The organism is Streptosporangium sp. NPDC023963 (genome assembly GCF_040639135.1).
Taxonomy (GTDB): Bacteria; Actinomycetota; Actinomycetes; order Streptosporangiales; family Streptosporangiaceae; genus Streptosporangium.
In genome coordinates, this window is sequence record NZ_JBEZZK010000004.1 from 580,365 (window position 1) to 599,198 (window position 18,834).

Consider the following 18,834-nt stretch of genomic DNA (forward strand, 5'->3'; position numbering starts at 1 on the left):
GGGTGCGTGTGCTTGCCGTCCCGGCGGTGTCGCCGGGGCGGCGGCTGGTCAGGCGGCAGGGGCCGCGGTGTGGACGGCGGTCACGGTGCGGTTGCGGGCGCAGCAGGCGCACCAGCGGTTGACGCCGGGAAGCCAGCCCTGCTGCTGGGGGGTGACGCCTTCCCAGACGGTGTGCTCGGCCGTGTGCCCGCAGTCGAGGGCGAGGGTGAAGGAGGCTGTTGAGGCGCCGGTGGGGAAGGACACGGGGGCTCCTGGGGGACGAAACGAAATCTTACTATCAATATCATATCAAACTATGCTATTGATATGACTGTGGTGGTGGGTGTGGTTCGCCTCCTCCGGGCTCACGCCGCGAACAGGCCGAGCTGTTTGGGCTGGGCCAGATGCCAGCTGTGGTTGCGGACGGTGCAGCCGTCGTGGCCGGTGGGGATGACGGCCAGGACGGCAGGCCAGGTCGTCCCGGCCGGTTTGAACGCGTCATGGTCCAGCCGGATGATCTCGCCGTCGTTGAGGTCGACGAGCTGACGGAAGTCCCGGCTGTCCTGATCTTTGCTCCAGGTGATGCTCGCGGACATGACGGCCACCAGCAGTGCGTCGTCACCGAGGAAACCGAGCGCGTGGTTCACATGGGCGAGCGCGCTGCGAAACGGCGGATTCATCAGCACCCGCTGGAAGCCTTGCGCGTAGTCGAGCGGTTTGACGCACGTCAGGAAGTCGCCGCGGTGCACCAGCCGCGCACCGCAACGCTCCTCCAGCACCGAGGCGCGCCGCTCGTCGAGCTCGACGCAGTCGACCACGCCGCCGCGCCCGGCGGCGGGCCCGGCGATGGAGCCGATCCCGGCGGAAGGCTCCAGCACCGTCATGCCGGGCCGGATACCGGCGTGCTCCAGCATCCGGTGCACGACGGGCGGCGGAGTCGGGAACCATCCCAGGTCGCTGCCGGAGACGAGTTCGCCGGACAACACGATCTGCCGCACCAGGTCGGCGGCGTCGACGTCGGCCGGGAAGACGTGCGCGCGGACCTTCTTGGCGCTGTTCCAGGTGCCGCCGGCGGCTTTCAGGGTCTTGTTCGTCATCTCGTACAGGCGTTTGCTCAGCTCCCAGGGGATCTGGATGTTGTTGCCGCCGACGACCAGGCGCGGGTCGGCCAGAACTTCGAGAACGTCGGGCGGTACTTTCACAGCGAGGCCTCTCTCTGAGGGGCGGCGGGGGTGTCAGGTCAGTTCGCCTGCGCGGGCCCGCAGGTCGAGCTGGCGGAACAGCCGCAGGCGCGCGGCGAGCGGCCGCAGCCAATCGGCTGTGGGCTGCTCCGCGTGCAGCTGTTCGGCGAGGTCGTCCATGCGTGGTGCGGGCTCGTCGCGGCCAGCGGACTGCAAGAGCAGCTGCGCGGCCCAGTAGTCCGGCTGGAAGGTCAGTGCGACCTCCAGGGCGGCGAGGAACGCGCTCCGCTGTCCGGCGAGGCTGGCGGCGTGCGCGGCCACCGTCGCGGCGGGTGCGACGAACACCGGGTGGACGTGCATGGCGATGTTGGTCCACAGGGTCAGGCGGTCCATGGCGTTGTCGGGGGTGATGCCGGCGATCACGCAGTCGCGCAGTTCCAGGACGTGCAGGGCGATGCCGAGCTTCATCGCTTCGGCGCCAGGCAGGGACTCGCCGTTGTTACTGCCGACGTGGGCGGTTTGGAGCCGCTGCTTGGTTTCGGCGGCGAGGAGGGTCGGGTAGTCGCGCCGGTTGCCGTTGGCGTAGATGCGGTTGAGGAGTTCGCGGCAGTGGACGCGGGTGGCGTGAAGATCCATGGTGTTGGCTTCCTTTCGGGTCAGCCGAACAGGCTGGTCTGGACGGTGCGGGCGGGTTCGGGCTTGGGCGCGGTGCGCATGAACGCCGTGCAGGCGCGTATCCCGGTACATGGCGGGTGCAGCTCGGTCACCGCGCGCTCGCGAAGAGGTCGAGCTGGCCGCCGCCGGTCGACACCTCAGCGGCCTGCCGCTTGGCGGCCTGCGTGCCGACGGGCTGCGTCATCCCCGTGTCGGGGCAGATCTCGTAATGCAACTGGCAGATGTCCGACATTCGGCCTCGGTAGAGGCCCTGATACCAGCCGCCGCGGAAGGCGCGCGGGTCGCCCATCAGCTCTCGGACGCGCTCGACGGTGTCCGCGTACTTCTCCGGGATCAGGTCCCGTCTGCGGCACTCGCCGTACTCGCAGTCGAGCACCACCCGAGCGGCCAGCGGCGGCGCGGCCGGGTAGAGCGCCGCCACCATCTCGCGGGCGCGGGCCACACTCGGCACTTCGAAGCGGTACGTCTTCCCCTCCGAGTCGTACGGGGAGTCGTCCTTCGCGTCGTAGAGCCAGATCCACGCAGTCACGCGACACCGCCGAACAAGGTGCCCTGGACGGTGGCCGGGGTGCTGCGCGGCTGACGCGGTTGCCGGATCATGACGGCCATGCAGTAGCCGCCGCCGGGCGCGTACCCGGGCACGTGGCGGGTGAGGCCGGGGTTCCGGTATTCGCGTACCGGGCCCTGGCGCTCGAACCATCCGGGCGGGTAGGCGGCGCGGGCCGCCTCCTGCCAGCGGGCGAGCGGCGCGCCTTCGTAGGGCCGGTGCTCCAGGACGGGCATGAGGCGCCAGCCCGGGTAGGCGTGGTCGCAGCCGTCTTCGGCGGCCTCGTTCTCCCCGCTGCGAATGGGTCCGTCGTGGCCGCAGCCTGCGCAGTGGGAGCGGTAGCGCAGGTGGTAGCCGGGGTCGCGGACGGTGGGCGGGTCCTGCTCCTGGTCGCGCTTGCACCAGTAGCTGACGTGCACACGGCAGGTGTCGGCGGCGCCGGAGCCGGGGGCGGGGTGGGTGGTCGTGGCGGTCGGCTTCGGGGTAGGCATGGCCGGTTCCTTTCGTGAGGTTCGGGTCGGTGGTTACCTGAGCTGGGCGGCGATGACGTCGCGCACCCGCTGGTAGGCGGAGGTCTTGCGCTGGTCCCGCTCGCAGCCGTCGCAAAGGTCGAACCCGTTGGGGCAGTGGCGTCCGATCTCCTGGCCGAGAACCTCGGGGGCCTCGTCGAGGGACGCGAGGAGAAGCTGCGTCTTGTCGGCGGGCAGCCGAAGGGTGGGGGTGGGCTCCGTCGCGTTGGCGAGCAGCCGGTCGATGGTGTCGCGCAGGCTCTGGTAGCCGCGGCGGCGTAGTTCCTGGGCGCAGCCGGTGCAGGAGTCGAGGGCGTGGACCTTGGGGTCGTGCCGCTTCCAGGCGGGGGCGCGCAGGTGTCGTTCCGCCACGTCGATCGCGTCGAGCAGCACGTGCCATGTGCCGGCGGGCGCGGTGAGGGTGATCTCGGTGTTGTCGGTGGCGGCCATGCTTCCTCCGTAAGGAACACAAACGAACGTTTATATCTAAATCAAATAGTCATATGCAGTTGATAGCGCGACGGCCGGGCGGGGTGATTGCCGGAAAGGGCTCCCCGCCCGGCTGGGCAGGTCAGCGGCGGTTGCGCGAACGGGCGCGGGTGCCGCGCGGTCGGCGCGGGTGCCGGAGCTGGCGGGCGAGGCGGGTTCGCAGTGCGCGGTAGGTGGGGGCCTGACTGCGCTGCTCAAGGCAGTCGTCGCACGGGTTGCGGTGGGTGCAGTCGAGGCAGCAGCTGTCGGCCAGGTGGTCGGCGCCGATACTCAGGGCGGCGGCGATCTCGCGCCAGGAGCGGGTGTCGAAGGTGAGGGCGACCGGGTCGGGGTCGGTGCCGAGCTGCGCGGTGATCTGGTTGCGGTAGTCGCGGTAGATGTAGGCGCGGTCGAAATTCTCGGCGCAGGTGGGGCAGATGCCACAGTCCTGGACGTCGGAGCACCAGCACCAGCCCGCGTTGTCGATGCGGCCGGAGGCGTCGTCCAGGCCGTCGGCCAGGAGGTCGGCCTGGCGGCGGGGCAGAGTGATCGTGACCTTGCCGGTGCGGGTGCCGGTTGCGAGCATGCTGACGCCCTCCTGGTGGAGTGGATAAAGCCGAGTGGATATATCAACAACATAACATGCTATGCATTTGATAGTACAGTTTTGTGTCGGATGGAATGCTCGGAAGATTGCCGCGCGTCCTCCAGTGACGGCGGGCCGTCGCCGGCGGCGGCCGCGGCCGCGTCGCGAAGGGCGCGGCAGTCGCGTGAGATCGCGGCGAGCTCCTCTCGGACGAGAGCTGCGGCCACCAGGTCGGCCTGCTCGGCTTCCCGGAGGGCGCGGGTCCGGGCGTGAAGGGCGAGCGACAGGGCGCGGCGGCACTCGTCGTAGAGTCGCTCGGCCCGCTGCCTGCGCTCGGCCGAACCGCCGAACCCGTTGAGCCTCTCGTCTCGCGCGACGGCGTGGAACCAGTGGGCCCGGCCGTCGTCGGCCTCGTACTGGGCGAACAGGGCCGCGACCCCGGCGCGCAGGTAGGCGTTGGCTTCTGGGCTGCGGGTGTAGACGAGCCGGTCGCGGATCACGCGGTCCTCCAGAGGTCGGGGGCGGGCGGCCCGCCGGGCGGCGGGCCGCGGGGGCGGTCAGATGGCGCGCGGGATGCCGTCGCTGTCGCGCTCGACGCGCACGAGCGCGTCCGGGTGGTAGGTGCCGGTGAAGCCGTCGGCGCCGGGCCAGCGCACGATGACGCAGCCGACGCCTTCGTTCGCGGTGAGGTCGTGGCCGATGACGGTTCCGACCGCGGTCTGCTGGTGGGGAGTGCCGTCCATGGCGGCGCGCATGGCGACGTCGCCGGTGATGCTCTGGGCGTCCATCGGTGCCTCCCGGGTGGGCAATAGAGTCGATTTGCTATATCTAAATCATAGCAATCTATGCTTTTGATATGAATCTGTTTCTGCAGGTGAGCTGTGAAAAGACCACCACCCCGCCCCGGCTCGGGCGGCCCGGCTACCCCTGGGACGCCTCAGCGTTGAGCCGGTCGCAGATCTCCTGCATGATCTCGCGGTCGGCCTGCTTGGGCGCGCGGCCGGGCCCTTCCCGGTAGGCGAGCCCCGTCTCCAGGTCGAGGACCTCGAAGTGCGTCGGCCACGTCATCGACACGACCTTGTACCGCTCGGGCACGTCGTAGGGTGAGATCCGCTTCTCGATCGACGGGTTGGCCGTCATGTACCAGCCGCCGGTCACCAGGCGACTGCGCCGCATCTCCAGCCGGGTGCAGCCTCTGGCCACCAGGTGCCGCAGGAACTCCAGCGGCGTCGGATCACTTTTCGCCCGCCGGATCGCCAGCGGCTCCAGCTCCATGTACGCGACCTCCCCGGCTGACGGCTGGTCGTCCTGCAGCGACACGATCACCGCCGGGTTGCCCGCGGTGAACCGCAGCCGGGTGCCGTCGATCGCGATCGCGATGGCCGCCTCCGAGGTGACCGCCGCAGCGGCCTCCGCCTGCGCGAGCACCTGCGCCAGGTCGAACATCGCCTGGAAACCGTCCTCGACATCGATCATCGTCACTGCTCCTTGCTGTCGTCTTCGTCGGTGATGGGTGGCGCCTGCAGCAGGACGGCGCCGCAGCCGTCGCAGCGCAGAGCCTCCTCGTCCGGGTCCAGGTCGACGGTCCACGGGTGAACGTCGCCGACGTGCTGTTCGGTGTCGGCGAGCGTCTGCGCGTCCTCGTGCGACAGGCATCCGGGTGCGCACAGCACGCGCTGGTCGCCCAGCTGGTAGGCGATCGGCGGCGGCCCGGGGACGCGCGCCCGGAAGCCGGCGTTCACGACCGGCTCCCGGCGGGTGGTGCCGTGTGCGGGGCGGCGGGGGGTGGGCTGGTCACGTCTGTGACCTCCTGATGGCTGGCGGTCGGGTGGGGTGGGTGTGCGGGGGTGCCGAAGGGGGCTGAGAGCGGACGTGAGCGCGCCGTGTCGGGCGGTGTCCGCGGGCTCGGTACGGCGCGGAAGGTCAGGTACGACGGCGGCTGGATCTCGCCCCGGTGGGCGGCGCGGCGCGCGGCCCGGCACTGCCGCTGGTCGCAGTAGGCCAGCTCGCGCCGCCGGTCGCGGTCCCACTCCCAGGCGCGCGGGCGGGCCCGGCACCAGGAGCAGGCCCGCACGGTCTCCGTGCGGCTCGTCGTGGTGATCGTGATGGGCAGGTTGCCGTCGCTGGCGGAGCGGTACAGGTCGGCCACGCGCGCGTTTCCGAGCAGGTCGGCACGCAGGACCCAGCTGAGGCCGATGTAGTCGACGCGGTAGAAGCGCTGGGTCCGGCGGACGGTCGTCATCGTGATGTCGTCCCTCCCCACAACCCCTGCGGCCATATCTCAGCCGCAAGATGTTACGGATTTGATAGCTAGCTAGGCGGCGGTTGAGGCGCTGTCGTCCTGAATGGGCTCGGCCTGGGGGGCGGCGGTGTGCAGGGCGCTGGTGTTGACGGCGGCCATGGCTTGGGCGGTGCGCAGCGTCGCGATGGCCTTGACCGTGACCTCTTTGAGGTGGTCGATGTGCTTACGCTGGGCGGCGATGCCTCCCGGGGCGGCGGCGAGAAGCACGGCGAGTTCGCCGGGGTCCATGGCCGCGACCTCCGCCAGGATGGCGCCCGCACCCCCGAGCCACTCGATCTTGTTGAGGAGTGCGTGTCGCGCCACAGCGATGCGCTCGCCCTCTGCGACGGGCCTGTCCGGCTCGCCGAACAGGCCGTCCGGCCCGCCCGCGCCGATCACCCGGGCGGGGACGTGCGCTTCCTCGGCCAGGACGAACACGCCGCCGTGGGCGGCCTGGCGCTCCTCCTCGGTGCGGCACGTCTGGGCGAGGACCTCGGCGTCGCGGACGGTGGCGAAGTCGCCGCGCGTCCACCGGGCCAGGAGCCGGGTCTGGTTGTCGCCTCTCAGGTGGGTGAGGTACGAGGCGAGGCCGAGCGGGATGTGCCCTTCGGCCAGCGCCTCCCGCACCGGGACCACGAGGTTGAGCAGGTCGATTCTTCCGCTGATGTAGGCCGGCGACTTGCCGCACATGGCGGCTACCTGCTCGACGCCGTAGTGGTTGTCGACCAGCCGCTGGAACGCCGCCGCCTCCTCCAGCGGGGTCATGTCGACCCGGCCGACGTTCTCGGCGACGGCTTTGGCGAAGGTGTCAGGATCGCCGTCTGTGACGCCGTGCATGACGAGGCAGTGCATCTCGGCCAGGCCGGCGATCTGTGCGGCCCGCCACCGGCGCTCCCCCATCACGATGGTGTACCGCCTGGTGGTCGGGACGTAGCGGACGCTGATCGGCTGCAGCTGGCCGAGTTCTTTCATCGACTGGGCCAGCTTGTTCAGCTCGGCCTCGTCGAAGTGCTTGCGCGGCTGGTCCGGGTCGCGGTCGATGCGGTCGATGGGGACGGTCTTGGCGACGATGTTCTTGGCCGTCGTGTCGGACGTCCGGGCCACCGCGTCCACCGGCGCCGGGGGGCCGGGTGGGGTGGCGCCACCGTGGAGCGCGAACGGGCCGACGGTGGTCTTGGCAACCATGCGGGGGGCCTCCTTGGCAGTAGGGCGGAATCCTGTTCTGGTGTTGGGCGGGGTGGGCTAGCTGGCGGCCAGGCCGAAGAAGAACCAGCCGATGCGGGTGCCGGTCTCGTCGCAGATGGCCCAGGCCGCGCACTCGTCGCGGCGGCTGATGCGCGGGTCGTCGAGCCGGTCACGGAAGGTCTGGGACGCCTCGGTGAGAGTGACCGGGGCGGCGTCGAGGATGAAGTAGCCGTCCGTGGTGGAGATGCTGCCGTTGTAGGGGTCGTGGCCGTATTCGCCGGCGGCTGCGTCGATGGCCTCCTGGTAGGCGGCCTCCACGTCAGGTGTTGCGATGTAGTCGGTGAAGGGGTGGGCGCCCATGCGGCCTCCAGGTGAAAAAGCCCGATTTCTTATATCAAAATCATAGCAAGCGTTGATCTTGCTGGGCGGGTTTTACCGTATTTGAGCTGGGAGAATGCGTTCCGGCGTACCGCCGCCCGCCCGGCGTCGCTGCCGGGCGGGCGGGCGGCGCGGGTCAGCTCGCCAGGCGAATCGGCATCAGCAGGTGCTCGTAGCCGAGGATGCGCTCCCCGTCGTCGCCGACGCCCGCGAAGACCGCGGGCAGGACCGGGCTCGCCACGTTGAGCCGGGCCGTGGGCCCGGCGGCCGCGCCGACGGCCTCCAGCAGGAAGGCGTGGTTGAACGCGATCGCCATCTCCTCCCCGCTCCACGTCACCGGCAGCACCTCCACGCCCTGCGCCTCGTCTCCGGTGCCCGCCTCGATCGTGACCTGCTCACCGGCGAACGTGAGCCGGATCGGGGTGTCGCGCTCGGCGACCAGCGCGACCCGCTTGACCGTCTCCACGAACGGGCCGGTCGGCAGGTCGGCGTGCGCGGTGAACTCGGTCGGCATCAGCTCCCGGAACTTGGGGAACTCCGGGTCCAGCAGGCGGGTCGTGGTGCGCAGGCCCCCGGCGGACAGGCACAGCATCCCGGCGCCGTGCTGCTCCCCCGGACCCGACAGCGAGATCTCCACCTCGTCGGCGCTGGCGAACGCCTTGGCGGCGCTGGCCAGCACCTTGGCCGGAACCACCACCGCGGCGGTGAAGCCCTGGGCATGGGGCCGCCAGGCCAGCTCGCGGACCGCGAGCCGGTAGCGGTCGGTCGCAGCCATCGTGATCGTCTCGTCGGCGATCTCCAGGCGGACACCGGTCAGCATCGGCAGCGTCTCGTCACGGCTTGCAGCAACGGCCGTTTGTGCGGTTGCGGCGGCGAAGGTGGCGCCGTCCACGCGCCCGGCCAGGGGCGGCGCCTCCGGCAGGTTGGGGTAGTCCTCGACCGGCATGGTCAGCAGCGTGAACCGGGCCGGCCCGCACGTCACGGTGACCTTGACGCCGTGCACGGCGACGTCGACCGGGTAGGCGGGAAGCGCGTGCACGATCTCGGCGAGGACCTTGCCCGGCAGCAGCAGCTGCGCGGAGCCGTCGAACGTGGCCGGGACGGTCGCCTCGGCGGACACCTCGTAGTCGAACGCCGACAGGCGCAGCTCGCCGTCGGCCAGGTCCAGGCGGATGCCGGCCAGTACGGGAACGGAAGGGCGAGAGGGCAGGGAGCGCGCGGTCCAGGCGATGGCGCGGGCGAACTCGTCGCGGTCGACACGGAAGCCGGTGAACACCGCGGGCGCGGCCTGCTCCTGCGCGTCGGGCTGCTCGGCGGGCTGTGCGGCGGGCTGCGCCTTGGCCTTCTTCCCGGCCCCGGCCTTCTTCCCAGCCGCCCCCTTGGAGGCGGCCTTGGGGCCGGCCGCGCGGTTGGCGCGGGTCTTGCTCTGGGGCTTGTTCTCGGTCGTGGCGGACATGCGAACTCCTTCGGTGAGGAAGCGATCGGAGCGGGCGAAGAGGGTGGCCGCCGGGGGCGGCCACCGCTGGTTACGGGAGGGTCTTCCAGGTCCCGGCGGGCAGCTTGGCGGCCTGCTCGGAGTACAGGCCGACCAGGTTGATCACGGTGCCGCCCGCGCCCTCGAAGAACCAGTTGCCCTCGCCGCGGGGCTTGGCGCCGTGGCTGAACTCGAAGGACTCGGTGTTGATCTGGGCGCGCATGGCGACTCCTTGGAAGTGGCGGTGACTACCGTGCTTATATCTAAATCATATCAATCTATGCTTTTGATAGTACAGCGATTGGGGGTCTGACCAGCAGAAATGTCCGCTGGATATCCGGCGTCCTTCCCTGCCCGGCAGGAGGTGTTCACCGGCTCACCGTCGGGGCGGCTCAGCCTCCTTCGCGATGCGCGCGTACCCATACTCGGCCCGCGCGCCTGGGGCCGTCTTGCTCGCCGTGGTGATGGTGACCAGTTCGACGCGGCCCTCGGCGACCAGCTCGTGCAGGGACGGCGCGTCCCGCACCGGAAGCCAGCCGACCGGCAGCCCAGGCCAGCCGGCCCGGATGATCCTCCCGCGCTCGCGGTTGATCGCGGCCACGATCGCCGCCTTGCTCTCCTCGTTCGCCGGGTTGAACTCGAACCCCGTCGCGCCGTCCGGGGCGGGCGCCGGATCGGCGCACTTGGAGCGCTCGGTTTCGCGGACCTTCCCGATCAGTGAGATCAGCTCCCGCGACCCGCCCTTCCAGGCGAGGTCGCAGATGAGCGTGTACTCCTCCGGGGCGAGTTCGATGCCGTCGAGTGCTTGGCGTACCTCTTCGCGGCGAGCCTGGGCGATCCGGGCGGCGGCCTCGCCGAAGTCAATCGTGGAACTCATGGTGGCCTCTCGTGTCGGGGAGCGGGTCAGGCGGCTTGGGCGGCGATGTGGGCGAGGCGGGAGCCGAGCTCCTCGCGCAGGGGCATCGTGTCGGGGTCGCCCTCCTCTTCGAGGTCGGCGAGCATTTCCTCGAGTGCTTCCTGCTCGCCGACGGCGCCGAGCGGGTCGGCCGTCTCGGGGCCGCACAGGTGCAGGTCCGACAGCAGCGACAGGCGGCCGGTGCCGGTGTCAGACCGGATGTAGCCGAAGTCGCTCGCGACGCAGGCCTCCTCCAGGATGAACCGCTCGCCGGGGCGGCCGGTCCAGTGGACGTGGTCGAGGCCGGGGGCGCTGCAGGTAACCGTCATGGGATACGACTCCTTCGTGCTCGCTGGAGGTGAGGGCCAGGTGGTCTTTCGGGGGGCGGGGCGGGAGGCTCTGCGGCCTCCCGCCGTCGCCGGCTAGACGAGCTGCTCCAGCTCGTCCGGGTCGGCCGCCAGGAGGCGGTTGGCCTCGCGGGCGCTGGCCAGCTTCCACTCCAGCGAGCCGGGGTTGTCGCCCGCGGCGACCAGGCCCTGCTGGATGAAGGTGACGACCACCGCGTGGGGGACGCGCTCGTGGAGGCGCTCGGCCTGGTCGAGGAGGTCGGCGAGGCCGGGGGTGAGGAGGGGGGTGCTCAGGTCGGCGGAGAGGGTGTCGAGGAGGGTCATGGGGTTCGCCTTTCGGAGGTGGTGAAGTGGTGAATTTCTATATCTAAATCATAGAACAGTATGATTCTGATAGTACAGCTGTTGGGCGGCGAAAACGAAGAAAAATGCGGGGAATTATCCGGCTGAAGTGCAGGGATCGGCCAGCCCGGCGGCCGGGGACTCCCCCACCAGGGGCCGCGCTCGCGGGCGGCGGCCGGCTGTTTGCCCTCCAGCTCGACGACGATGCCTCCCCGGGCCACCTCAGCCGTGGCCACCGCCCCGGACCTCGGCGTGCCCGGGTCGGCCGGGGCGAACCCGGCGGCCTTCTGCCGCCGGGCCACGGTCGCGGCGAACGTCAGGCGTTCACCTCCAGCGGGGACTCCTCAAGCCAGGCGCGGACGACGACCCGGGCGCCCAGGTGCCAGCCGGTCGCACGGTACTCGCCGCCGCGGCCGGCCAGCTTCTCCCACGACGGGGTGACGCCCAGGCGGCGCGCCCACTCGTCGACCGCGTCGACCCGGCCGGCCGGGTCTCCGTCGTCGCGGATCCCGAGCAGGGAACCTGCGGTGTGCTCTGCGGCCTGCACGTGCCACAGCAAGGCGGGCAGCTCCTCGGTGAGCAGGTCGGCCAGGGCCAGGGCGGCACGGCCCTGGCGGCGGTGGAGGCGGTTCGGCAGGCAGGTCACACTGAAGATCATCGCTTTTCTCCTTCGCTGGCGGTGCTGGAGGTGAGACGGCGCGGCAGCCGGAGCCACTGCGCCCGGGAGATGCAGGAGACGACCTCGCCGGGACGCACGTGCAGGATCCCCGTTCTCGGCTCGCCGGGGGCGACCGCCACGGCGGCCTCCCAGCGGATTCGCCAGGAGCCGCCGCCGAAGCGCTTCGTGGCGCGCACGAAGCCGTACACGTCGTTGGCGGCGAGAATCGGTGACGCGGTGACGCGGATGATGTGGCGGTTGGTCAGCGCGTCGGGCGCGACGGGGTGCAGGTCGGGCAGGACGACGCTCACGCGGCCCTCCCCCGGGTCAGGGCGAACAGGTCGAGCTGGGCGGCCTGGAGGGCGGGAAGGTCAGGCTGGTCGGATCGGCCGGGCAGCACCGCGGAGGGGTCGAGTGTCGGGGAGCTGGGCGAGGCGTGGTGCACGCAGCAGGTGCCCAGGTGGTACTGGCAGGCGTCGATGGTGCGGCCTCCGGAGCGGCGCGCGGTGTACCAGCCGCTGTTGTGGGTGGCGGCCTTCCGGCGGGCTTCGGTGACCGTGTCGGCCGTGACTGTCACGCGCATGCCGCAGCCGCCCGCCTCGCAGTCGAGGACGACGCGGGCGACCTTGGCAACGGTCGTTTCGGGGTGCATGGCGGCGAGAAGGGCGCGGGCCGCGGCGACGGATTCGACGGCGAAGCCCTGGTCGTCGTCGCACCACAGCAGGTCCGGATGCTCGGGACACGACAGGAAGATGTGGGCGGTCATCGCCGGGCCTCGGTGGCGGCGAGGTCGGCCGCCCACTGCGCGCCGACCCTCACAACGAACACGGCGATCGCGGTGGCGCTCGACTCGGGCCAGCCCTTGGAGAGCGCTTCGGCCTTAACGTCCGTTGCGGCTTTCACGGTGGCGTCCTTGACGTCCATGCCGGCCAGGACGTGCCAGCCGATCTGAGTGAGGGCACGGTGCTTGAGGCTGGGGCGCCGCAGGGTCTTCGTCTCGGCGCGCGTCGGAGTCTGAATCACGGCCTGTCCTCTTTCTCGGGGTGGGAGGGGGCCGGCGGCCCCCTCCCGGGCGATCAGGTGAGGCGGGCGAGCCGCTCGGCGAGGTCGCCCTGGGTGGCGAGCTGGAGGGGGCTGAGCGACTTTCTGGCCTGCAGCTGGGCGGCCAGCGCTCGCATGGTGGCGGCGTCCTCGCCCTCGATCGTGTTGGCGAGGTCGAGCATGTAGAGGCCGACCTTGGTGATCGCGATGGTTCGCGCCTCGTCGAGCTCCCCCCGGTTGCTCTGGCCTCTGACGAACAGCCTCCACATCAGGTCGAAGTGGCAGAGCGCGGTGCGCACGTCCTCGCGCTGGATGGTGAGCTGGTTGCTCGTCATGGCTCCGACGGTCATGGCGCCCTCCGGGGGTAGCAGTGAAACGCTTGCTTATATCTAAATCATAGCAAGCTATGCTTTAGATAGCATGGAGGTGGCGGTGATTTACCTGCAGAAATACGTTCGCGCACGGGGCGCCGTCAGATGAGGCAGACGGCCAGCACGTAGTAGCTGACCGGCTCCAGGAACGTCCCGGCCGGGGCGGCGACCAGGTCTCCGGCGCGGTACGCCCACTCCTCGGGGCCCTCGTCCCAGACGATGGTCCACTGGCGGCCGTCGAACCCCTCTTCCATCAGGTGAGGCCCGTAGCCGGGCTGAGCCCCGAATACGGTGGCGATGTCGGCGACGAGCCGCTCGATCTCTTCGCGGCTGCACACGTAGGTTCCGGTGGCGAGGTCCATGACGTCCTTCCGATCGTTGGAGGTGGGAGGGAGACGAGGGCGGGCCGGAGCCCGCCCCGGTGGCCACTAGGCGGTCCGGACCTTCACGGCGAGGTCGAGGAAGGCGCCGGCGGTCCCGTCGGCGACCATGCGGGCGACGAAGGCGCTCTCGTCGTCGGCGAGGTCCACACCCCGCAGGGCCTGCGGGAGGCTAGCGATGACCCGCCCCTCGAAGATCAGCTTGTTGGCCAGGTTGAGGAACGTGGTGGGTGCGTTGAGGCGGACGAGGTAGTCGAAGAAGGCCCAGTTCTCGCGGGTCATGGGGTGGGAGCCGAGAGCGGCGTAGAGGGCGTGGATGCTCTCGACCAGGGTGGGGGTGGCGGTCTTGGCGCTCATGGTCTCTCCGTGGAGGTAGTGAGTTTTGTTATATCAATATCATTCCCGACTATGATTTTGATACACACCGAGCCGCGAAGAATTACCGAGAAAATCGCAGGTCAGACCCCCACCGCGAAGATCACTGATAGGTGGGCGCCTTCTCGCCTGTCCAACTGGAGAGGCGCCCACGAGGAGCGTCGGCTACACCGAGCCGACCCCCTTGCGCACGGTGACGACGCGCGTCTCCTCCAGCAGCGGAAAGTACTTGGAGACCGCGTTCGGCACCTTCATTCCCAACACCGTGGCGATCGCCTCCCACGTGACGCCGGCACTTCGAGCGTCGGCCACGGCCTGCAGCCGGGCGAGCTCGGCGTCCCCCGCCTTCTTGTGGGCATGACGGACGGCGAGCAGCGCCGGCCCCGCCGGATCGGCCTCGTGCTCCCACTTCTGCCGCGGGGTCCGCTCCCCCAGGAGCGGCTTGAACTTACGCACGGCGTTGGGCTGCGCGATACCCAGTTCGGTGGCGATACCCGCCCAGGTCGCCTTGACGTGCCGGGCGTCCACGACGGTCTGGGTCACCTCTTCGTCGGCCTTCTGCACGTTCGCGTGTGCTGCGCGGAGCGCGGCCAGGGCTTTCGTCTTGTCCTCTTCCACGCTCATAGCAAAAGCATCACACGCTATGGATGTGACAGCAAGTCGCCTGGCGGGGCCGATGGTTTCCGACCCGCTGACGACTTGCTCGTTGCGGCAGCGGTCGCCAAGCGCTCCGCGCGTTCGACCGGTCCCCGTAACGCCGTCGCCCCCCGCAGCCTCACGGCACGGAGGGCGACCTCGCGGCAGTGCCTAGAGCACGTTCACGAAGACCAGCACGTTGTTGAGGACGTCATTCAGAATGTTGATCATGGGTTGCTCCTGCTTCTTGTTGCCACCATCGACTGGACTGCCTGCCCCTCGGCCGTGACCCGAGGTCGCCGGGGGCGGTCCGCGGGCCCGGCCGCCGTCGCCGCTCACCAGCGACCGTGTTTCGGGCAGTGGGCCGCACGCACCACGCCGTCCCACGGATGCCAGTGACAGCCGCACCGCAACGCGTTTCCCGGCACGAGGTACAGCGCGACGTAGAAACGCGCCTTCGCCCACCACGTCACCGCGGCACGCCCCGACGGGTGCGGCCCGGTGCGTTGCAGCCGCCCCGCCTTCGCGGGCGGCGCGTACGCGGACGAACCGGTTCGGCGAGGGCGGGTCATGGGGTGGCGCCCGGGCACAGCCCGCCGCCGCCCGGGCAGCCCTCGGTGAGGAGGTTCACGCCCGGCGGCGGAGCGAGGCCGGGGCCGTTGGTCGATCCGGACCGGTCGGTCATCATCGAGGCTGACCCTTCGTAGGTGCTCGGAGGGCGGGAGTCGTCCGGGTCGGGGCTGAGGGCCAGGCCCGCGTTCGCCCACATCGCGACGTGGCGCAGGTACCACAGCGCGCCGTCGAGTTCGTTGCTGGGCGGCACGGTGTCGACCAGCGCGTGGGCCAGCTGCCGGCAGCGGTCACGTACCGCGACGTGGGCGTCCCGCCGCTCCGGTGACGTCGGCGGGTGGAAGGTGAACCAGTGGTCGATCTGGTCGTGGGGGTCGAGCACGTTCCTATCCGTTCTCGTGGGCGCGGGCCGGGCGGCTGCGGGCCGCCTGGAGGGTCGCGGGCGTGCTCGCTGCGGCGTCGCCGTCCCTGCCGGCCTGCGCGGTGAGCTCCAGGTCGGCCGGGAGCGGCAGGTGGAGGCAGCCGCTGAGGCCCGCAGCGGGCGACGCCGCCGTGGTGTTGCCGCCCCTCGGCGGCTCAAGGGCGGCGCTCACGTCGCTCCCCCACCTCTGACGATCTTCGCGTTGGGGGGTGGCGCGGAAGCGGGCGCCGCGGGGGTGGGTTGTTTCGCCGCGACGGTGACGGTCTTCACGGGCGCGGTGGCACCGACTCGGTGCTTTTCGGCGGCGGCTTCCTGGGCGGTGGTGTACGGGTCACTTTCGGTGCCGTCGTCGTAGACGACGACGAACCGGTTGACCTGCTGGTTTTTCTTGTTGCAGCCGCATCCCATCGCGGTTCCTCCTATCGGGTGACAGCGGCCGGGCGGCCGTGTCGCTGAGCCTGGGCGGCGCCGGTCACACACCGCTGCACACGCCGTCGTCGATGGTGCGCAGCAGCGTGATCGCCCAGCTGCGCCAGGCGACGACCTCTTGTGCCGCGCTGCGGTCCGGGCAGTGCGAGCACCAGCCGATCAGCCGGTGCGCCGACTGGCTGTGGCCCAGCGGCGCCGACTCGGACGCTGGCGCGCCGGTCGACGGGCAGTGGGCGTCGCGCGGGATCGGCGCCGCGCGAGCCGGCGGCGGATCGTAGGCGTCCGGGTCCTTGTCGGCGTAGGCGTCGAGGCAGATGCCGGTCGCCAGCAGCGCGGCACGGCACGCTTCGCAGATGCCGGCGCCGCCGCACCTCCACTGCCACGATTCGCGGCGGGCCGCGTAGACGACCTCCCGCCATTCGGCGCGGCACACCGTGCACCGGCGTGGGCCGCCGCACCTGGTCTTGCCTCCGCCTGGTCGTGGGATGACGTGGCCGTGCTCACCCATCGGCGGATGAATCTCGACCGGAGGCGCGGACGGGTCATCGTGGCCGGCTGGGCTGTCGAGGTCTGTCATGGGCTCAGGTCCTCCAGGGCGGCGCGGGCGTCGTCGAGGGTGTCGAACCGGCCGGGCAGCGTCCCGGTGCGGTCGGCGATCCGGTAGAAGATGCGTTCGCCCTTGCGGTGGAAGTAGATGCGCCGGTCGCGGTGCTCTTCGACGAGGCCCTCGGGGTAGCCCAAGCTCAGGCGGCCGCCCAGGCGCACGAAGTCGTGGGCGTGCTGCAGCAGGCCGTCGGGGATGGGCACGTCGACGCCGAGCCGCTCGTGCAGCTGCTGGTACAGGCCTGTCAGCAGGAACACGAATCCGATGTCGCCGGGCGGTGTCGGGCCGGTCTGGCGGGTGATGGCCTCGATCCGGCGGATCAGCTGGCGGCACTCCTGGGACTGCTCGGGCGGGTTGATGCGGCTGCGCTGGTAGGCGGCGGCCAGGTCGTGCCACAGCTCGGCCAGCTCTTCGCGAAGCGCCCGGTGCAGGCGGCGCAGCTCACTCATCGAGCGTTCTCCATCGGTGCGGCGGCCGGTGTCATCGCGGCGTTGATGGCGGCGTTCGCGGCGTCCAGCGCGCTCGGGTACGGGGCGAGCGCCCGGATGAGTACCGGGGTGAGGGAGCGCCACAGGTGCGGCTGGTCGGCGCGGACCATCACCCAGCCGGGGTGGCCGCAGGGGCGGGAGCAGAACGCGGCCACTGGGTCGCCGGACGCGCCGCCCACGATGAGGTCCAGGTCGTGGCCGTGGCGTACGCACTCCAGCCGGTTCAGCTCGATCTGCGCGCCGGCCAACGTGTACAGCGGGCCGGCGGCGTCGGCTCGCCCGCTAGTGGCGTTCACGCTGCTCATCTCCTGTCGTCAGGGCCCGCATCAGCCAGCGCGTCTCGTGCGGCAGGCCGGAGCGCAGCAGGTCTCGGACGTATTCGTCGACGACGGCGACCAGGTCGCCGCGGTGCGGCAGCACCTGCTGCAGGCAGGTCCAGGCGTCGGCGAGCAGCCGGTCCAGGTCTTCCTCACGGGCCGGGATTTCGGTGTGCAGCTTCCAGGCGGGCAGGTGCTGGTACTGCGACCTGCGGTCTCGGGTCAGGAGCCGTTTCCCGGCGACTTCGAGCGCCCGCATCACCGCGACGTTGGCGGCCAAGGCGACGCACTCGGGGTCGTCGGCGTCGATCGGCGGGACGGGCGAGGCCACCAGGGGACCTCAGTCGTCCAGCTGGGTGGCGGCGATGCCGTACAGCCAGGACGCGCCCAGGCCGGTCGCCAGGAGCCGGAACCAGACGCGGTCGCTGTAGCGGTAGGCGAGGGGGACGGCGACGGCGGCGACCCAGATGGACGCGCACCAGCCGCAGCCGACCAGGTAGGAGGCGCGCGAGTCGGCGCCGAAGCGGCGGTCGACGTATTCGCGGATCGGCCGGGCCAGCTCGTCGGAGGTGATGAACCGCGTGATGCGGAACACGATGGCGAGGACGGCGAGAAGCAGCGGTAGGGGCACAGTTATCGACTGTAGCCACACAGCTTCCAAGGGCAGGTCAGGGCCCCTTTGCCGTGTCCTGGGGCGGGGCGGGGGTGGCCCAGGAGGTGACGACCGCCTCCCAGCGGGGGACGCAGCTTTGGCAGTACCAGCCGTTGATGAAGCGGCGCGTCGGGACGGTGCCGCAACGGCGGGAAGCCCCCTCCTGCGGGCGAACGTAGGTGCAGGGCGTCCGGTACAGCGGGTGGAGCTCGGTCACCCGCCGACGGTGCCAACGTCGAGGACGCCGCCGCAGGTGGCCAGCACCATGAGGGCGATCAGTCCGGCGTAGCTGGCGACGAGCTTGGACAGGGCGAGGTAGGCCGAGCCGATGAGGACGGCGGCGGAGATGAACGCCACGGCGGCGAGGATCAGGGCGCGGCTGCGGGCCGGCGGCGAGGTGGGGTGGCGCGGTGGCCGGGCAGGCGTGATGCGAGGCATGGAGGACTCCCCCGAGTTCCTGGTGCGGTAGGTGAAGCCTATCGAGGTGCGGGGAGACAGTCGCCGCTGTTCTCCCGATGGGTTGCTGGACTTTGCCCAGCTCATGCTTGGGGTGCGGCCGGTGAAGGGGATGGTTCAGCCGTTGTGGTTCGGCGGGGTCTGGTCGGTGGTGAGGCGGCAGTCGACGACGAAGCGAATCACTTCGTCGTCGCCCATGAGATAGGTGGCGATGATGTCGGCCGGGGGCGCCCATTGCCGGGTGACGAGTTCGGCGTCGACGGGCAGCCCGGCCGCGGCCTGCGCGGCGCGGTAGAAGGCGACGGTCGCCTCGGCCTGCTGGCGGTCGAAGGGGTTGTCGGCGTTGGTCTCGATGCCGCAGGCGGGCTGCTGGGCCCACGGGCCGGTCCACCAGGTGCGGCGCACCCCGTACTCGGGGGCGGGTTCGGTCGGGTGGTTGCGGATCCGTTCGCGCAGCTCTGCGCGGGCGCGCAGGTCGTCGTCGGTGAGGCGGGGGTGGGCTGCCAGGGCGGCGAGAAGCTCGGCAACGCTTCTGCTGTCGTCGGCGTCGGGGGCTGGGTGTTCGATCGTCACGGTGGGGGCCTTTCGG

General features: G+C 70.7%; 38 protein-coding genes. All 38 read right to left on the bottom strand.

Translation table 11 applies throughout. The features are described from left to right. Positions 1–48 precede the first annotated feature (48 nt). Positions 49–243 (bottom strand): hypothetical protein, encoded by a 195-nt coding sequence (locus AB0F88_RS17170; protein ID WP_362684056.1) that lies wholly within the window; start codon positions 241–243, stop codon positions 49–51. Between the two features lie 101 nt (positions 244–344). Next, on the bottom strand, positions 345–1,181 hold the full coding sequence (locus tag AB0F88_RS17175; protein ID WP_362684059.1) for a hypothetical protein: 837 nt from the start codon (positions 1,179–1,181) through the stop codon (positions 345–347). 33 nt (positions 1,182–1,214) lie between these two features. Continuing rightward, positions 1,215–1,820 (bottom strand): DUF4192 family protein, encoded by a 606-nt coding sequence (locus AB0F88_RS17180; RefSeq protein ID WP_362684364.1) that lies wholly within the window; start codon positions 1,818–1,820, stop codon positions 1,215–1,217. A 103-nt stretch (positions 1,821–1,923) separates the two neighbouring features. Continuing rightward, positions 1,924–2,364 (bottom strand): hypothetical protein, encoded by a 441-nt coding sequence (locus AB0F88_RS17185; protein WP_362684062.1) that lies wholly within the window; start codon positions 2,362–2,364, stop codon positions 1,924–1,926. Then, positions 2,361–2,873, bottom strand: coding sequence for a DUF6349 family protein (locus tag AB0F88_RS17190; protein ID WP_362684065.1), 513 nt, complete (start codon positions 2,871–2,873; stop codon positions 2,361–2,363). The genes AB0F88_RS17185 and AB0F88_RS17190 overlap by 4 nt, the downstream gene beginning before the upstream one ends. A 33-nt stretch (positions 2,874–2,906) precedes the next feature. Continuing rightward, positions 2,907–3,341: a hypothetical protein gene (locus tag AB0F88_RS17195; RefSeq protein ID WP_362684068.1), complete on the bottom strand. Its 435-nt coding sequence runs from the start codon at positions 3,339–3,341 to the stop codon at positions 2,907–2,909. Positions 3,342–3,462: 121 nt separating this feature from the next. Beyond that, positions 3,463–3,945, bottom strand: coding sequence for a hypothetical protein (locus AB0F88_RS17200; RefSeq protein ID WP_362684071.1), 483 nt, complete (start codon positions 3,943–3,945; stop codon positions 3,463–3,465). Between the two features lie 59 nt (positions 3,946–4,004). Continuing rightward, positions 4,005–4,445, bottom strand: a complete 441-nt coding sequence (locus AB0F88_RS17205) for a hypothetical protein (protein ID WP_362684074.1) — start codon at positions 4,443–4,445, stop codon at positions 4,005–4,007. A gap of 57 nt (positions 4,446–4,502) precedes the next feature. Next, complete coding sequence (locus AB0F88_RS17210; protein ID WP_362684077.1) at positions 4,503–4,733, bottom strand: hypothetical protein; 231 nt, start codon at positions 4,731–4,733, stop codon at positions 4,503–4,505. Between the two features lie 133 nt (positions 4,734–4,866). Then, the gene (locus AB0F88_RS17215) at positions 4,867–5,421 is read right to left on the bottom strand and encodes a hypothetical protein (RefSeq protein WP_362684080.1); all 555 of its coding nucleotides are present in this window, start codon (positions 5,419–5,421) and stop codon (positions 4,867–4,869) included. 2 nt (positions 5,422–5,423) lie between these two features. Further along, positions 5,424–5,687, bottom strand: coding sequence for a hypothetical protein (locus AB0F88_RS17220; RefSeq protein ID WP_362684083.1), 264 nt, complete (start codon positions 5,685–5,687; stop codon positions 5,424–5,426). Then, the gene (locus AB0F88_RS17225) at positions 5,684–6,187 is read right to left on the bottom strand and encodes a hypothetical protein (RefSeq protein ID WP_362684086.1); all 504 of its coding nucleotides are present in this window, start codon (positions 6,185–6,187) and stop codon (positions 5,684–5,686) included. The genes AB0F88_RS17220 and AB0F88_RS17225 overlap by 4 nt, the downstream gene beginning before the upstream one ends. A 72-nt stretch (positions 6,188–6,259) precedes the next feature. After that, positions 6,260–7,411: a ParB/RepB/Spo0J family partition protein gene (locus AB0F88_RS17230; protein WP_362684089.1), complete on the bottom strand. Its 1,152-nt coding sequence runs from the start codon at positions 7,409–7,411 to the stop codon at positions 6,260–6,262. Between the two features lie 57 nt (positions 7,412–7,468). Then, complete coding sequence (locus tag AB0F88_RS17235) at positions 7,469–7,771, bottom strand: hypothetical protein (RefSeq protein ID WP_362684092.1); 303 nt, start codon at positions 7,769–7,771, stop codon at positions 7,469–7,471. Between the two features lie 154 nt (positions 7,772–7,925). Then, positions 7,926–9,245 carry a DNA polymerase III subunit beta gene (gene dnaN, locus AB0F88_RS17240; protein WP_362684095.1) on the bottom strand — a complete coding sequence of 440 codons (1,320 nt, stop codon included), beginning with the start codon at positions 9,243–9,245 and terminating at the stop codon, positions 7,926–7,928. 70 nt (positions 9,246–9,315) lie between these two features. Continuing rightward, entirely contained in the window at positions 9,316–9,486 is a 171-nt protein-coding gene (locus AB0F88_RS17245) for a hypothetical protein (protein WP_362684098.1), read from the bottom strand. 153 nt (positions 9,487–9,639) lie between these two features. After that, complete coding sequence (locus tag AB0F88_RS17250) at positions 9,640–10,140, bottom strand: hypothetical protein (RefSeq protein WP_362684101.1); 501 nt, start codon at positions 10,138–10,140, stop codon at positions 9,640–9,642. A gap of 26 nt (positions 10,141–10,166) precedes the next feature. Next, positions 10,167–10,487: a hypothetical protein gene (locus tag AB0F88_RS17255; protein ID WP_362684103.1), complete on the bottom strand. Its 321-nt coding sequence runs from the start codon at positions 10,485–10,487 to the stop codon at positions 10,167–10,169. Between the two features lie 93 nt (positions 10,488–10,580). Beyond that, positions 10,581–10,829 carry a hypothetical protein gene (locus AB0F88_RS17260; RefSeq protein ID WP_362684105.1) on the bottom strand — a complete coding sequence of 83 codons (249 nt, stop codon included), beginning with the start codon at positions 10,827–10,829 and terminating at the stop codon, positions 10,581–10,583. A 334-nt stretch (positions 10,830–11,163) separates the two neighbouring features. Beyond that, positions 11,164–11,505: a hypothetical protein gene (locus tag AB0F88_RS17265; RefSeq protein ID WP_362684108.1), complete on the bottom strand. Its 342-nt coding sequence runs from the start codon at positions 11,503–11,505 to the stop codon at positions 11,164–11,166. Beyond that, positions 11,502–11,816, bottom strand: coding sequence for a hypothetical protein (locus AB0F88_RS17270; RefSeq protein WP_362684111.1), 315 nt, complete (start codon positions 11,814–11,816; stop codon positions 11,502–11,504). The genes AB0F88_RS17265 and AB0F88_RS17270 overlap by 4 nt, the downstream gene beginning before the upstream one ends. Next, entirely contained in the window at positions 11,813–12,271 is a 459-nt protein-coding gene (locus AB0F88_RS17275; protein ID WP_362684114.1) for a hypothetical protein, read from the bottom strand. Before AB0F88_RS17275 ends, AB0F88_RS17270 begins: the two co-directional genes overlap by 4 nt. Next, entirely contained in the window at positions 12,268–12,528 is a 261-nt protein-coding gene (locus tag AB0F88_RS17280; RefSeq protein WP_362684117.1) for a hypothetical protein, read from the bottom strand. The genes AB0F88_RS17275 and AB0F88_RS17280 overlap by 4 nt, the downstream gene beginning before the upstream one ends. 53 nt (positions 12,529–12,581) lie before the next feature. Then, entirely contained in the window at positions 12,582–12,896 is a 315-nt protein-coding gene (locus AB0F88_RS17285; protein WP_362684120.1) for a hypothetical protein, read from the bottom strand. Between the two features lie 122 nt (positions 12,897–13,018). Next, positions 13,019–13,279, bottom strand: a complete 261-nt coding sequence (locus AB0F88_RS17290; RefSeq protein ID WP_362684123.1) for a hypothetical protein — start codon at positions 13,277–13,279, stop codon at positions 13,019–13,021. A gap of 66 nt (positions 13,280–13,345) precedes the next feature. Then, positions 13,346–13,654 carry a hypothetical protein gene (locus AB0F88_RS17295; protein WP_362684126.1) on the bottom strand — a complete coding sequence of 103 codons (309 nt, stop codon included), beginning with the start codon at positions 13,652–13,654 and terminating at the stop codon, positions 13,346–13,348. Between the two features lie 183 nt (positions 13,655–13,837). Further along, positions 13,838–14,296, bottom strand: a complete 459-nt coding sequence (locus tag AB0F88_RS17300; protein ID WP_362684129.1) for a hypothetical protein — start codon at positions 14,294–14,296, stop codon at positions 13,838–13,840. Positions 14,297–14,876: 580 nt separating this feature from the next. After that, a complete protein-coding gene (locus AB0F88_RS17305; protein ID WP_362684132.1) occupies positions 14,877–15,260 on the bottom strand; it encodes a hypothetical protein in 384 nt (127 codons plus the stop codon). 4 nt (positions 15,261–15,264) lie between these two features. Beyond that, the gene (locus AB0F88_RS17310; protein ID WP_362684135.1) at positions 15,265–15,471 is read right to left on the bottom strand and encodes a hypothetical protein; all 207 of its coding nucleotides are present in this window, start codon (positions 15,469–15,471) and stop codon (positions 15,265–15,267) included. After that, positions 15,468–15,707 (bottom strand): hypothetical protein, encoded by a 240-nt coding sequence (locus AB0F88_RS17315; RefSeq protein ID WP_362684138.1) that lies wholly within the window; start codon positions 15,705–15,707, stop codon positions 15,468–15,470. The genes AB0F88_RS17310 and AB0F88_RS17315 overlap by 4 nt, the downstream gene beginning before the upstream one ends. A 64-nt stretch (positions 15,708–15,771) precedes the next feature. Then, a complete protein-coding gene (locus AB0F88_RS17320; protein WP_362684141.1) occupies positions 15,772–16,305 on the bottom strand; it encodes a hypothetical protein in 534 nt (177 codons plus the stop codon). After that, positions 16,302–16,781 (bottom strand): hypothetical protein, encoded by a 480-nt coding sequence (locus tag AB0F88_RS17325; protein WP_362684144.1) that lies wholly within the window; start codon positions 16,779–16,781, stop codon positions 16,302–16,304. Before AB0F88_RS17325 ends, AB0F88_RS17320 begins: the two co-directional genes overlap by 4 nt. Then, positions 16,778–17,116: a hypothetical protein gene (locus AB0F88_RS17330; RefSeq protein WP_362684147.1), complete on the bottom strand. Its 339-nt coding sequence runs from the start codon at positions 17,114–17,116 to the stop codon at positions 16,778–16,780. Before AB0F88_RS17330 ends, AB0F88_RS17325 begins: the two co-directional genes overlap by 4 nt. Beyond that, entirely contained in the window at positions 17,103–17,468 is a 366-nt protein-coding gene (locus AB0F88_RS17335) for a hypothetical protein (protein WP_362684150.1), read from the bottom strand. Before AB0F88_RS17335 ends, AB0F88_RS17330 begins: the two co-directional genes overlap by 14 nt. A 9-nt stretch (positions 17,469–17,477) precedes the next feature. Beyond that, positions 17,478–17,768, bottom strand: coding sequence for a hypothetical protein (locus AB0F88_RS17340; protein ID WP_362684153.1), 291 nt, complete (start codon positions 17,766–17,768; stop codon positions 17,478–17,480). A gap of 37 nt (positions 17,769–17,805) precedes the next feature. After that, positions 17,806–18,006, bottom strand: coding sequence for a hypothetical protein (locus AB0F88_RS17345; protein ID WP_362684156.1), 201 nt, complete (start codon positions 18,004–18,006; stop codon positions 17,806–17,808). Next, entirely contained in the window at positions 18,003–18,227 is a 225-nt protein-coding gene (locus AB0F88_RS17350; RefSeq protein ID WP_362684159.1) for a hypothetical protein, read from the bottom strand. The genes AB0F88_RS17345 and AB0F88_RS17350 overlap by 4 nt, the downstream gene beginning before the upstream one ends. 135 nt (positions 18,228–18,362) lie before the next feature. After that, positions 18,363–18,818 carry a hypothetical protein gene (locus tag AB0F88_RS17355; RefSeq protein WP_362684162.1) on the bottom strand — a complete coding sequence of 152 codons (456 nt, stop codon included), beginning with the start codon at positions 18,816–18,818 and terminating at the stop codon, positions 18,363–18,365. Positions 18,819–18,834 lie beyond the last annotated feature (16 nt).

What these genes read in the sequence shown, in the direction of transcription:
- AB0F88_RS17230 (WP_362684089.1), bottom strand. Translation starts at nt 7,411, where the DNA reads ATGGTTGCCAAGACCACCGTCGGCCCGTTCGCGCTCCACGGTGGCGCC.
- AB0F88_RS17285 (WP_362684120.1), bottom strand. Translation starts at nt 12,896, where the DNA reads ATGACCGTCGGAGCCATGACGAGCAACCAGCTCACCATCCAGCGCGAG.
- AB0F88_RS17200 (WP_362684071.1), bottom strand. Translation starts at nt 3,945, where the DNA reads ATGCTCGCAACCGGCACCCGCACCGGCAAGGTCACGATCACTCTGCCC.
- AB0F88_RS17215 (WP_362684080.1), bottom strand. Translation starts at nt 5,421, where the DNA reads ATGATCGATGTCGAGGACGGTTTCCAGGCGATGTTCGACCTGGCGCAG.
- AB0F88_RS17245 (WP_362684098.1), bottom strand. Translation starts at nt 9,486, where the DNA reads ATGCGCGCCCAGATCAACACCGAGTCCTTCGAGTTCAGCCACGGCGCC.
- AB0F88_RS17325 (WP_362684144.1), bottom strand. Translation starts at nt 16,781, where the DNA reads ATGAGTGAGCTGCGCCGCCTGCACCGGGCGCTTCGCGAAGAGCTGGCC.
- AB0F88_RS17225 (WP_362684086.1), bottom strand. Translation starts at nt 6,187, where the DNA reads ATGACGACCGTCCGCCGGACCCAGCGCTTCTACCGCGTCGACTACATC.
- AB0F88_RS17235 (WP_362684092.1), bottom strand. Translation starts at nt 7,771, where the DNA reads ATGGGCGCCCACCCCTTCACCGACTACATCGCAACACCTGACGTGGAG.
- AB0F88_RS17275 (WP_362684114.1), bottom strand. Translation starts at nt 12,271, where the DNA reads ATGACCGCCCACATCTTCCTGTCGTGTCCCGAGCATCCGGACCTGCTG.
- AB0F88_RS17295 (WP_362684126.1), bottom strand. Translation starts at nt 13,654, where the DNA reads ATGAGCGCCAAGACCGCCACCCCCACCCTGGTCGAGAGCATCCACGCC.
- AB0F88_RS17190 (WP_362684065.1), bottom strand. Translation starts at nt 2,873, where the DNA reads ATGCCTACCCCGAAGCCGACCGCCACGACCACCCACCCCGCCCCCGGC.
- AB0F88_RS17315 (WP_362684138.1), bottom strand. Translation starts at nt 15,707, where the DNA reads ATGGGATGCGGCTGCAACAAGAAAAACCAGCAGGTCAACCGGTTCGTC.
- AB0F88_RS17350 (WP_362684159.1), bottom strand. Translation starts at nt 18,227, where the DNA reads ATGCCTCGCATCACGCCTGCCCGGCCACCGCGCCACCCCACCTCGCCG.
- AB0F88_RS17265 (WP_362684108.1), bottom strand. Translation starts at nt 11,505, where the DNA reads ATGATCTTCAGTGTGACCTGCCTGCCGAACCGCCTCCACCGCCGCCAG.
- AB0F88_RS17300 (WP_362684129.1), bottom strand. Translation starts at nt 14,296, where the DNA reads ATGAGCGTGGAAGAGGACAAGACGAAAGCCCTGGCCGCGCTCCGCGCA.
- dnaN (WP_362684095.1), bottom strand. Translation starts at nt 9,245, where the DNA reads ATGTCCGCCACGACCGAGAACAAGCCCCAGAGCAAGACCCGCGCCAAC.
- AB0F88_RS17320 (WP_362684141.1), bottom strand. Translation starts at nt 16,305, where the DNA reads ATGACAGACCTCGACAGCCCAGCCGGCCACGATGACCCGTCCGCGCCT.
- AB0F88_RS17260 (WP_362684105.1), bottom strand. Translation starts at nt 10,829, where the DNA reads ATGACCCTCCTCGACACCCTCTCCGCCGACCTGAGCACCCCCCTCCTC.
- AB0F88_RS17250 (WP_362684101.1), bottom strand. Translation starts at nt 10,140, where the DNA reads ATGAGTTCCACGATTGACTTCGGCGAGGCCGCCGCCCGGATCGCCCAG.
- AB0F88_RS17290 (WP_362684123.1), bottom strand. Translation starts at nt 13,279, where the DNA reads ATGGACCTCGCCACCGGAACCTACGTGTGCAGCCGCGAAGAGATCGAG.
- AB0F88_RS17195 (WP_362684068.1), bottom strand. Translation starts at nt 3,341, where the DNA reads ATGGCCGCCACCGACAACACCGAGATCACCCTCACCGCGCCCGCCGGC.
- AB0F88_RS17255 (WP_362684103.1), bottom strand. Translation starts at nt 10,487, where the DNA reads ATGACGGTTACCTGCAGCGCCCCCGGCCTCGACCACGTCCACTGGACC.
- AB0F88_RS17210 (WP_362684077.1), bottom strand. Translation starts at nt 4,733, where the DNA reads ATGGACGCCCAGAGCATCACCGGCGACGTCGCCATGCGCGCCGCCATG.